Origin of the sequence: Bradyrhizobium sp. (genome assembly GCF_016462955.1) — a bacterium.
Lineage (GTDB): Bacteria > Pseudomonadota > Alphaproteobacteria > Rhizobiales > Xanthobacteraceae > Bradyrhizobium.
This window is the reverse complement of the sequence record NZ_JAEMSD010000197.1, coordinates 1-11,399: the sequence shown is the minus strand read 5'-3', so window position 1 is coordinate 11,399 and position 11,399 is coordinate 1. Positions and strand designations below refer to the sequence as shown.

Genomic DNA, 11,399 nt, shown 5'->3' with positions numbered 1-11,399 from the left:
CTGGCGGATATTGGCCATGGCCGCCTGCGACAGACGTCGCGCGCGGACTATCCCGGTAAGATCGCCCTTGAGCAGCGTCACGCCCGCACTTTCGATCGCGACATCCGTACCCGATCCCATGGCGATGCCGACGTCGGCGGCGGCAAGCGCCGGCGCGTCGTTGACGCCGTCGCCCGCCATGGCCACCACCTTGCCTTGCGACTTGAGGCGCTCGACGACAGCCGCCTTCTGGTCCGGCAGCACATCCGCCTCGACCTCGTCGATGCCGAGTTTTCTGGCTACGGCTTCGGCCGTGGTCCGATTGTCGCCGGTCAGCATGACGATGCGGACGCCTTCCGCATGCAGCGCCTTCAGCGCGTCGGGCGTGGTCGCCTTGATCGGGTCGGCGATGGCGAAGACGCCGCCCACAGTCTTGTCGACGCCGATATAGATGGCGGTGGCGCCGTCGCGGCGTAGCTCGTCTGCTTGCGCCGCGAGCGGCGCTGTATCGATCCCATGCTCGGCGAGAAAGGCGGTGCTGCCGAGCACCACATGCCGGTCCTCGACCCGACCGACCGCGCCCTTGCCGGTCGGGGAGTCGAAGTCGGCGACATCGGGAATGGCGATCTTGCGCTCTTCGGCGGCCGACACGATCGCGCGCGCAAGCGGATGCTCGGAGGCCTTCTCCACGCCTGCGGCAAACCGCAGGATCGTCTCCTCGGCAAAGTCCGGCGCGGCGACGATGCGGGTCACGGCCGGTCGGCCCTCGGTGAGCGTCCCGGTCTTGTCGACCACCAGCGTATCGACCTTCTCCATACGCTCCAGCGCCTCGGCATTCCTGATCAGGACGCCGGCGGCCGCGCCCTTGCCGACGCCCACCATGATCGACATCGGCGTCGCAAGCCCGAGCGCGCAGGGGCAGGCGATGATCAGGACGGAAACGGCGGCGATCAGCCCGTGCGCCAGGCGTGGCTCAGGCCCCCAGATGCCCCAGGCCGCGAAGGCGAGCAGCGCGACGGCAATGACGACCGGCACGAACCAGCCCGACACCTGATCGGCCATGCGCTGGATCGGCGCACGCGAGCGCTGGGCGTCCGCGACCATCTGGACGATGCGAGCCAGCATCGTGTCGCGCCCGACTTTTTCCGCCCGGATGACGAGCGCGCCGGTCTGATTCAGCGTACCTCCTACGACCGCTTCGCCGACTACGCGCGTCACCGGCATGGATTCGCCGGTTACCATCGATTCATCGATCGATGAGCGCCCCTGCTCGACCACGCCATCCACCGGCACGGTTTCCCCGGGCCGGACCCTGAGCCGCTCGCCGATCGCAATCGCCTCGACCGGCACATCTTCTTCCACACCGTCTGCCCCGATGCGTCGGGCGGTCTTCGGCGCGAGATTGAGAAGCGCGCGGATCGCGCCGGAGGTCTGTTCCCGGGCGCGCAGCTCCATGACCTGACCGAGCAGCACCAGCACGGTGATCACGGCCGCCGCCTCATAATAGACCGCGACCGCGCCATCAGCGTCACGGAAAGCCTGCGGGAAGAGCTGCGGCGCGAATGTCGCGACGATGCTGTATCCCCAGGCGACCCCGGTCCCCATCGCGATCAGCGTGAACATGTTGAGGCTGCGGTTGACGATCGACGCCCAGCCACGCTCGAAGAACGGCCATCCGGCCCACAACACCACCGGCGTCGCCAGAGCGAACTGGATCCAGATCGAGATGTGCATCGGCACCAGATGGTGCAGCGCCGGGATCAGGTGGCCGCCCATCTCCAGCAGAAACACGGGCAAGGCGAGTGCGAGGCCGATCCAGAAGCGCCTGGTCATTTCGGCAAGTTCCGGGCTCGTTCCGGCGTCCGCCGCCGCGATCAGCGGTTCCAGCGCCATCCCGCAGATCGGGCAACTGCCCGGTGCGTTCCGGCGGATTTCCGGATGCATCGGGCAGGTCCAGACCGTGCCCTCGGTTGCGGCTGCCGTTACCGCCGCAACGGGGTGATGCTCATGGGTATCAGGTGCATGTGTGTGGCTATGGTGGGAATGATCGCCATGGGCGGCAGCGTCCTCATGGTGGTGTCTGGCATGCGCTGCCAGTGCTGCATAATGCACGGGGTCGGCGTCGAATTTCGCCTTGCAGCCGGCCGAGCAGAAGACGTAGCGCTGACCTTCATACTCGGCCTTGTGCGCGGTCCTGGCGGGATCGACGACCATGCCGCAGACCGGATCGCGCCAGAAATTGCCGGACGGCGTTTCGCCGTCCGGCTCGTGATGGTGATGATGGCCGTGCGCCCCTGCTACCTCAGCGGCGCTTTCGCTCTTCTGATCGTCGTCGGCCATTCATCACCTTCCACACGCCCCGCGGGCCTTCTGGTCTGTCTTCACTCCTCGATCAGATGGAACTCTTCGAGCAGTTTTGCGATCTCGGTGCCTTCGAGCTTCTTCATCAGCAGCTTGCGCAGGAAGGCGGGTCCGGGAAGGTCGATGCCCTTACCGTCCCTCAGCGGACCGATCGCCGCCAGCAGCGTCCGGATATCGTAGGTCGAGTTGAAGACTTCCGGCACGCCGCGCTCGACATTCATCAGCGTGTAGACGGCCTCCATCGGCGTGCGCACCGAATATTCCGTGGTGAAGATGCAATCGCGCTGCTTGGATTCCGCGAACTGGCCGATGAAGGCGAAGTTGACCGCGCCCTCCGGCACCACGTCCGGCCGGTCGCCCGCCTGGCGCGGCATGAAGAAGGCAGTGATATAGGGCATCATGGTGGGAACGGTGCTGGCGCCGGTTGCGGCAAGTTCCGGAATGTCCTCGACCGCCACGCCGAGGTGATAGAGCCATTCCTGGGTGATCTCCTCGCCGGTGCATTCCTGCATCGGCTTCTTCACGAAGTCGCCGGGCTTGTCGACGAAGAGCGCGTAGAACCAGGCGATCATCTGATCTTTGGGCTGCTTCTTGAAATGCGGCTGGCGATGAACCGTCCAGCTCAGCAGCCACGCCGAGTCCTTCACCGTGACGATACCGGCGGAGACGATCTTGCCGGTAAAGGGGTTCCGCTTGGTGATCTTCTCGACATAGGCCGGAATGCGGGCGTCGAGGGCAGTGATGGAGGCGGAGGCCCATTTCGTCTCCGGGATATGGGCGCCGAACACGTCCGGGCGGCCGAAGGCCGGATCCTTCGCGGCGATGCGGCGCCACAGGTCCCAGGCCGGCGCCGGTCCTTCATTGAGCTTCGCCGGCGTCCTGTGGTCGCCATTGTCGGAATTCTCGGTCAGCGAGCCGATCGTGATGAAGACGAGATCGTCTGGCCCGAGATCGACGCCGCCTTCGACGCCGCGCTCTTTCCAGTGAATGCGGGTCGCCTGCTTGCGGCCGGGCTGGATGTCGAAATCGACATCGGTGACCTCGACGCCGTAGCGGAATTTGACGCCGTGATCGGTCAGCCACTTCACCAGCGGCAGGACCATCGATTCATACTGGTTATAGCGGTTGAACTTGAGCGAGGAGAAGTCGGCGAGACTGCCGATATGATGGATGAAGCGGTGCAGGTAGAGCTTCATCTCCAGCGCGGAATGCCATTCCTCGAAGGCGAACATGGTGCGCCAGTAGAGCCAGAAATTGCTTTTGAGGAAGTCTTCGCCGAAGACCTCGTTGATACGCTTGTTCTCCATCTCCTCGCGCGTCGCGAGGAAGACCGAGAGCAGGTCCTTCTGGGCCTTGTCGTTCAGCGTCAGCAGCGCCTTGTCGGGCACGTCCTGGCCCTGGTTCTGCGTCGTGCGCTGGAGCGAAAAGTTGGGATCGTCCTTGTTGAGCCGGTAGAACTCGTCGAGCACGCTGGCGTCCTCGATCTCCAGCGAGGGGATCGAGCGATAAAGGTCCCACAGGCACTCGAAATGTTCTTCCATTTCGCGACCGCCGCGAATGACGAAGCCCTTTTCTGGCACATCCAGACCGTCGAGCGCGCCGCCGGGAATTTCCAGCTCTTCGAGGATGGTGATGCGCTCGCCCGAAACGCCGCCGTCGCGGATCAGGAAGGCCGCGCCGGCAAGCCCCGCGAGACCCGAGCCGACGAACCAGGCCGTCTTCCTGTCGGCGCCCTCGGGCTTGCGGGGACGCACGAAGGCTTCATAGTTTCCGCTGCTATAGTGCATGGCGAACTCCTGTTCTTCTTGTTGGGATCAGTCTGCGGAGGGCTTGTAGCTGTAGAAGCCTTCGCCCGAGGCGACGCCCAGCCTGCCCTTGTCGATGTAGTTTTCCTTCAGCCACGCGGCGAGCGACTGTGCGTGCTCATCACCGTGCGACAGGATGTTGTAGGGGGTGTTCAATCCGATGATGTCGTAGATCTGGAACGGCCCCATCGGCGCGCCGGTGGCGATCCGCCAAACCTTGTCGACATCTTCCGGCTCGGCATAGCCGCCGGCAGCCAGATCGGTTGCGGCATTGAGGAACGGCACCAGCAGGGAGTTGAGGACATAGCCCGCTTTCTCCTTGCGCACCGGGATCGGCACCATGCCGATGGCGGAGGCGAAGGCGATCAGGGCATCGAACACAGCCGGATCAGTGTCATCCGTGCCCATCACCTCGGCGGTGTTGAACTTCCAGATGCTGTTGGCGAAGTGCAGCGCCAGAAACCGGTCCGGTCGGCCGGTGTAAGCCTTCAGGTCGCTCGGCAGCAGGGTCGAGCTATTGGTGGCGAAGACCGTCCTGTCCGGCGCGAGCCCCGCCAGTTTCTCGTAGAGCGCCTGCTTGATCGAAAGAACCTCCGGAACCGCCTCGATCACGAGGTCCGCGTCCGCGACGGCCGCGCCGAGATCGCTCAGCAGAGCGATCCGCTTGAGCGCCCCGGCCGCCTTGCCGCCAGCCGCGCCCGACACCTCGTTCGTGTAGGTTTCGACGAGCGCCGCCAGCCGTGCGCGCGCCTGTTCGAGCGCTTCCTCGCTGATGTCGTAGGCGACAACATCGAAGCCGCTATAGGCCGTCTGGAAGGCGATCTGGCTCCCGAGGACTCCCGTGCCGAGAACCGCCACTTTCCTGATATCGCTCATCCAATTTCCTTCTGCGCGGTATCGTCACTTAGAAACGGAGCCGCCACCTCCACCGGGACGCGGGCCAGCTTGCCGGTTTCCCGATCGACCAGGGCCCATTGGGTCAGCGAGGCGACGATCGTCCGGCCGTCTTCGGCATGGAATTCGACACATCGTGCATAGCGGGCACCCCGCGGCGCTCGGACGACCCAGGTGATCGCACTGACCTCGTCTCCCGCCCGGACATTGCCGCGATAGTCGACCTCATGGCGCAGCACGACCGCGACGAACCGGTCGCGATCCTGCGGCCGCGCGGCCGTCAGCCAATGCGCCACCGACGCATCCTGAATCCAGGTCACCCAGACCGCATTGTTGACATGGCCGAGTTCGTCGATGTCGGCGTCCCGGGCGCGGAAGCGGATATGGAAGCGCCGATGCTCATCCACCTCGCCGACGAGTGGGTGTCCGTGCTCATCGCAGCCGATGCGTCGACGATCTGACACGATCCCGCTCACGAATACGCCTGCTCCTCATGCGACGAACCCAGTCCTGCCATGGCGCGGAAGAAGCCGACGAGCATCTCGTCGCGCGGCATGGCGCCGTCGACATCGCCCTGGACCGCCAGTCCCATCCAGAGCGCATATAGACCGATACCGGTCTGCAACGGCGGCAAGGTCGGACGCAGTGCGAAGCGTTGCGTCAGATCGGCGACGAGTTCACCGAACATCCGGTAGCAGGCCGCCTTGCCCTCCCGGTGCCGCTCGGCGAAAGCCGGATCGCGCCGGGCATGGAGCTGCAATTCGATCGAGAGCAGTGACCATTGTGCCTCGTCGGCCAACTTCGCGAGCCGCGCGGCCAGCACCTGCAGCGTCGCCTCGATATCGTCGCCGGAGCAGTGCGCGACCAGGTCGCGAAGCAGTGTGACCTCGTCCTGGATATGGCTTTGCAGGATCTCGACCAGCAGATCGTCCTTGCTGGCGAAGTTCGAGTAGAAGGCGCCCTGCGAATGCCCTGCGGCGCTGCAGATGTTGCGAATCGACATGGCCGCGACCCCCTCCTCGATAATCGAGGAATGCGCGGCCGCGATCAGCCGGTCCCGCGTCTGGCGCTGCGTGTCTTTGCGCGTAAGCGGCATGGGTTCGTTCTCCAACCAACGGGCGAGACGTGCGAAACCTTTTCGGAGGTTCCGCGTTCTCAGTGAAACCAGATATCAACTGATATCCGAAATCAACGGCGATTTCGACCCGAAATCGGTCCTGGGCAACGAAATCTCAGTGTGAAGGAGCGCTCTTGGCTCAAACCTACATTGGCTATTCCCCGGACGTGGAGGTTCTCGGCGAGGACGAGGAGCGGCTGACCGCCGAGATCCTTGAGATCATGGCGAGTACCAACCGCAAGGCGTTCGAACGCCACCGCCATGCTGTGCGCGACGCCCATGCCAAGAGCCACGGGTTCCTGAAGGGCGAACTCGTCGTGCCGGAACTGCCGGAGCATCTGCGTCAGGGGCTTTTCGCTCGCCCGGCCACCTATTCCGTGGTTATCCGCCTCTCATCAGCGCCCGGAGATATCCACTCGGACACCATCCCCGCCCCGCGCGGCATGGCGATCAAGGTCATCGGCGTCGAAGGCGAGCGGCTTCTGCCCGACGACCAGGGCCGCAATCAGGACTTCCTGCTCGTCAACATCCCGACCTTGAGCTTTGGCACGATCGGCAAATATCGCCAGCTCATCGGCCTTCTGGAGAAGAACGCCCAGAACCCCGCTTTCCTGCAGCGCGCCATGGCCGGTGTCGCACGTGGTGTCGAACACGCCGTCGAGGCTCTCGGCATCGAGCCGGGCGCCACGTTGAAAGGCCTTGCCCGCGACAATGCCCATCTTCTCGGCGAGACCTACCACTCGATGGCGGCAATCCGCTTTGGTGATTACATCGCCAAGATCAGCGCAGCGCCGCTCTCCGACAATGTCAGGGCACTCACCGGCAAGGATGTCGGCGCGGTGGAGGACGCCACCATGCGCGATCTGGTCGTCGAGCATTTCCGTGAGCAGGGCGCGGAATATCAGCTCAGGGCGCAGCTCTGCACCGATCTCGAAAAGATGCCCGTCGAGGACGCGGCGGTGCTCTGGCCGGAAGACCTGTCGCCGCATCAACCGATCGCGACGCTGCGCATCCCGCCGCAGGACGCCTATTCACCGGCGCGGCGCGTCTATGGCGATGACGTGCTGTCGTTCAACCCCTGGCACGGCATCCGCGAGCATCAGCCGCTCGGCTCGATCATGCGCGTGCGCATCGCCGCCTATGAACGGTCCGCCCGCTATCGCCACGAGATGAATGCCCAGCCGCGCGTCGAGCCGGCGAGCATCGACGCCATTCCGGACCGGCTGAAACGCATCTTCGGTCTGGTGAACGGCAATTTCGACGGCGCGCAGAAGGTCGGCACGCTCCACAATATGCGCTTCGTGTTCTTCGACAACGACACGCGCATCCTGTTCGCCACCGCCTATGACGGCGACTGGGACACCTATATCAACGACTTCGCGACCAAGATCCCCGATCTGATGGACCTGATCTTCGCCTCGGTCGAGGGCTGGCCGGGCATTGCGAGTCCGAAGGTCAAGGACTTCATCGCCGAGCATCAGATCACTGCCGCCGGCTGGTTCGTCGCCAACCCGCAGGTGACCGTCGTGGATGTCCGCCGGCTCCAGCGGCTCGAACATGCCGTCAACGAATTCCTGGACAAGGTGGGCTGAGCAATGGCGATCCTTCAGAAACTGAAAGAGCGCTTCCGGCGCGACAGCGTTACGCTCGACCTGCACGACATTCAGGCGCTGATCCTGCGCAGCCGGCCCGAGCCTTATGTCGGCATCCACGCCATGCTCCATTTCGACGAGGCGGAGGGCGCGCGCGATCTTCTCGGCCGGCTCGCGCCCCATATCGCATCTGCCGACAACTGGAGCGAGGATCTTGATTTCTGGATTGGGGCCGCGCTCAGCTTCGAGGGGCTGAAGGCGCTCGGCGTTCCCGATGCCCAGCTCAAGACCTTCCCACTCCCCTTCCAGCAGGGCATGGCCGCGCGGTCGGAGCAATTGCGCGACTTCGGTCCCAATGCGCCGGAGAACTGGGAAGACGTGTTCAAGCCGGGCAACTGCCATCTCGCGCTGACCATCTATGCCGTGGATGATGCCGCGCTCGACAAGGCGCTGGCGACGGCGCGCACCGAACTCGACCGGAGCAGCGGCGTGACCCTGCTCGGCGAGCATCGTTTCGGCGCGCCGGATGGTGCGAAAAACCCGTTCGGATTCCGCGATTCGATCTCCCAGCCTGCGGTCGAAGGCAGCGGCGTCGATCCGCTCCCAGGCGAAGAGCGCCCTATCAAGGCGGGGGAGTTCATCCTCGGCTATGACAGCGAGAACGGCCAGGCGCTCGGCATGCCCGAGCCCGCTACGCTGGGCAAGAACGGCACCTTCGTCGTTATGCGCAAGTACAACAGCCGTGTCGGTTGCTTCAACGCCTTCCTCAAGGCACATGGCGACACGCCGGAGGAACGCGAGCGCCTTGCGGCCAAGATGTTCGGGCGCTGGCGCTCCGGCGCGCCCTTGACGCTGGCGCACGATCATGACGATCCCGACCTCGGCGCGGATCCGCAGCGCAACAATGACTTCAATTTCAAGGACGACCCTAAAGGTCGCATCGTGCCGCTCGGCTGCCATATGCGACGGCTGAATCCCCGCGATTCCGAGTTGACGCTGCTCACCGACGTCAACATCCACCGCATCATTCGCCGTTCCTCGACCTTCGGGCCGGTTTATTCCGAGGATGTGGGGCCTGAGGACGATGCCAACGGCGATCGCGGCCTGTTCTTCATCTTCATCAGCGCGCGTGCCTACGACACGATCGAGTTCATGCAGCAGGAGTGGATCAACCGAGGCAATTTCGTCGATCTCGGCGAAGAGCGCGATCCGATCGTTGGCCTGCATGAGGATGACGGCCGGTTCACGATCCCGCAGGCGCCTGCGCGCAAGCGCATCGACGGTGTGCAAACCTTCAACGTGATGAAGGGCGGCGAATATCTGTTTATGCCGAGCTTGTCGGCGATCCAATTGTTGGCGGCCGGGAGCTGGACGTAGGAACGCGCTCGTCCCTCGTTGGTCGTTGTGAAGGCCAATATTCAGTTCGTCAGGATCGCTGCGTCCGTCGTCGCCATGATCAGCGTCAGTCCGATCTGGGCTCAGGGGTAAATCCTGATGGCTGGAAAAATCACTTCGAGCGTCGCATTGACAAGGACGCATCGCTCATCGAGGCGGTATGAGCAAACGCGTTGCGCTGCCCGGGCCGCTCTTTGGTCTTTACAGGAGCCCGCCCTTCAACAGCGTCTCAAGCCAATCGGCGAATACCTGCAGCCGGCGCGAAAGGTGCTGCCGGTGCGGATAGAGTAAGGTCATGGGCATGGGTTCCGCCCGATGGCGGGGCATCACCTCGACCAGCTCTCCCGCCTCCAGGTGCCCTTTGACGTCATAAGCCGGGATCTGGATCAGTCCGAGGCCTGCAAGACAGCAGGCGATATAGGCTTCAGCGCTGTTGACGGTCACGCGGCCCTGCAACGGCGTTCGATGCAGTGCTCCATGCTCGACCCATTCCCAATCCTCGACCCTTCCGCTGGATGGCGAAGCGTAATTGACCGCTCGATGATCGCCGAGATCATCGGGTGTGCGCGGCGTTCCATGACGCGCCAGATAGGCGGGGCTGGCGACGTTGAGCAGCGGCAACTCGCCGATCGCCCGCGCGGTCAGGCCTGAATCACTGAGCGGACCCACGCGCAGCACACAGTCGATGCTGTCTTCGACGAGGTTCACCGCGCGGTCGGTGACACCCAGGTCGATATCGATCTCGGGAAATTTGTCGAGGAAGTCAGGGAGTGCCGGCGCGATGATCAGACGTCCGACCCGGCCCGGGACATCGATCCGCAGCTTGCCGGATGGCCGCGCCGCCGACTGACGGAACAGATTTTCCGCATCCTCGACGTCGGCGATGACCCGCTGACAGCGCTCATAAAAGGCGATGCCGTCCTGTGTCGGGGAGACCTTGCGGGTCGTTCGGTGTAGCAGCCGCGCCCCAACCCGTCCCTCCAGCTCCTGAACAGCCGCCGAAACAGAAGACCGTGGGACGCCCAGCGTGTCGGCCGCGCGGGTAAAACTCGCGCATTCAACGACACGGGCAAAGATACGGAAAAGATCAACGCGGTCCAAACAGTCAGAACTCCAATTGGACGGGATTTATGACAAGTGATGTCAGAATGATCGGCTTTATCGGCAAATCCTAGACGATATGGTGCCCTAACGAAAGCGGTCGCCGGTGCGATCGCGCCCGGCAAAGGAGGCCGCCCCATGACCGATCACAGCATCAAAGGCAAAACCGTCATCATCGCCGGAGGGGCGAAGAACCTCGGCGGACTGATCGCCCGCGATCTCGCCGCGCATGGCGCGAAGGCTATTGCAATCCACTACAACAGCGCCGCCAGCAAGGCGGATGCCGATGCGACCGTTGCCGCCGTCAAGGCTGCGGGCGCGGAAGCGGTGGCCTTCCAGGCCGACCTGACCAGCGCCGGGGCCGTCGAGAAACTGTTCGCCGATGCTGTCGCCGCCATCGGCCGTCCGGACATCGCCATCAACACCGTCGGCAAGGTGCTGAAGAAGCCCATCGTCGAGATCAGCGAGGCCGAATATGACGGGATGAGCGCCGTCAATTCCAAGACGGCTTTCTTCTTCATCAAGGAAGCGGGCAAGCACCTGAACGACAACGGTAAGTTGGTGACGCTGGTCACCTCGCTTCTCGGTGCCTTCACGCCCTTCTATTCGAGCTATGCCGGCACCAAGGCTCCGGTCGAACATTTTACCCGCGCAGCCTCCAAGGAGTTCGGCGAGCGCGGCATCTCAGTGACGGCAATTGGTCCAGGACCGATGGATACGCCGTTCTTCTATCCGGCCGAAGGCGCCGATGCCGTCGCCTACCATAAGACCGCCGCAGCTCTGTCGGGATACTCGAAGACCGGTCTTACCGACATTGAGGACATCGTCCCGTATATTCGCTTCATGGTCTCGGACGGCTGGTGGATGACGGGCCAGACGATCCTCGTCAATGGCGGCTACACCACGAAATAGAGTCCCATGTAGTTCTCGATCACCGCCCTGAAGCGCCGTATGGCAGAGCCATGTCTTGGCGGGACACCGGACATTCGCCGCGGCGATTTCTTTCAGGGCGACGGGAGGTCAGGAGGCAGCAACGTTGGCTTGGCGGGAGGAGACGAAGCCGATGAGCATGTCGTGACGCCGGTTCAGCGATGCGGGAGGCCGCCATTTTCTCCGTTGTCTGACCGTGCCTCGACCGCTCCAAACGGCCTCTTC

General features: G+C 63.7%; 9 protein-coding genes. 3 read left to right on the top strand and 6 right to left on the bottom strand.

Annotated features, from left to right (window positions below; translation table 11 throughout):
• The 5 genes from JHD07_RS20180 to JHD07_RS20160 all read right to left on the bottom strand — a co-directional run.
• Positions 1 to 2,319, bottom strand: a 2,319-nt coding sequence (locus tag JHD07_RS20180) for a heavy metal translocating P-type ATPase (RefSeq protein WP_291625064.1), incomplete at its 3' end; no start/stop codon positions are given.
• Positions 2,320 to 2,360: 41 nt separating this feature from the next.
• The gene (locus JHD07_RS20175) at positions 2,361 to 4,127 is read right to left on the bottom strand and encodes an oleate hydratase (RefSeq protein ID WP_291625062.1); all 1,767 of its coding nucleotides are present in this window, start codon (positions 4,125 to 4,127) and stop codon (positions 2,361 to 2,363) included.
• A gap of 27 nt (positions 4,128 to 4,154) precedes the next feature.
• The gene (locus JHD07_RS20170; RefSeq protein WP_291625060.1) at positions 4,155 to 5,021 is read right to left on the bottom strand and encodes a 3-hydroxyacyl-CoA dehydrogenase; all 867 of its coding nucleotides are present in this window, start codon (positions 5,019 to 5,021) and stop codon (positions 4,155 to 4,157) included.
• The gene (locus JHD07_RS20165) at positions 5,018 to 5,503 is read right to left on the bottom strand and encodes an acyl-CoA thioesterase (RefSeq protein WP_291625058.1); all 486 of its coding nucleotides are present in this window, start codon (positions 5,501 to 5,503) and stop codon (positions 5,018 to 5,020) included. Before JHD07_RS20165 ends, JHD07_RS20170 begins: the two co-directional genes overlap by 4 nt.
• Positions 5,504 to 5,511: 8 nt before the next feature.
• A complete protein-coding gene (locus JHD07_RS20160) occupies positions 5,512 to 6,135 on the bottom strand; it encodes a TetR/AcrR family transcriptional regulator (RefSeq protein ID WP_291625056.1) in 624 nt (207 codons plus the stop codon).
• A 155-nt stretch (positions 6,136 to 6,290) separates the two neighbouring features.
• Here JHD07_RS20160 and JHD07_RS20155 point away from each other — a divergent pair, with 155 nt between their 5' ends.
• Together JHD07_RS20155 and JHD07_RS20150 are read left to right on the top strand one after the other, a co-directional pair.
• A complete protein-coding gene (locus JHD07_RS20155; protein WP_291625054.1) occupies positions 6,291 to 7,748 on the top strand; it encodes a catalase family protein in 1,458 nt (485 codons plus the stop codon).
• A 3-nt stretch (positions 7,749 to 7,751) separates the two neighbouring features.
• Positions 7,752 to 9,125, top strand: a complete 1,374-nt coding sequence (locus tag JHD07_RS20150) for a peroxidase (protein WP_291625053.1) — start codon at positions 7,752 to 7,754, stop codon at positions 9,123 to 9,125.
• A 219-nt stretch (positions 9,126 to 9,344) separates the two neighbouring features.
• Here the strand turns inward: JHD07_RS20150 and JHD07_RS20145 are convergent, their stop codons facing one another.
• On the bottom strand, positions 9,345 to 10,244 hold the full coding sequence (locus JHD07_RS20145) for a LysR family transcriptional regulator (protein WP_291625051.1): 900 nt from the start codon (positions 10,242 to 10,244) through the stop codon (positions 9,345 to 9,347).
• Positions 10,245 to 10,382: 138 nt separating this feature from the next.
• On the opposite strand from JHD07_RS20145, the gene JHD07_RS20140 reads away from it, so the two are divergent.
• A complete protein-coding gene (locus JHD07_RS20140; RefSeq protein WP_291625049.1) occupies positions 10,383 to 11,156 on the top strand; it encodes an SDR family oxidoreductase in 774 nt (257 codons plus the stop codon).
• Positions 11,157 to 11,399: the final 243 nt, after the last annotated feature.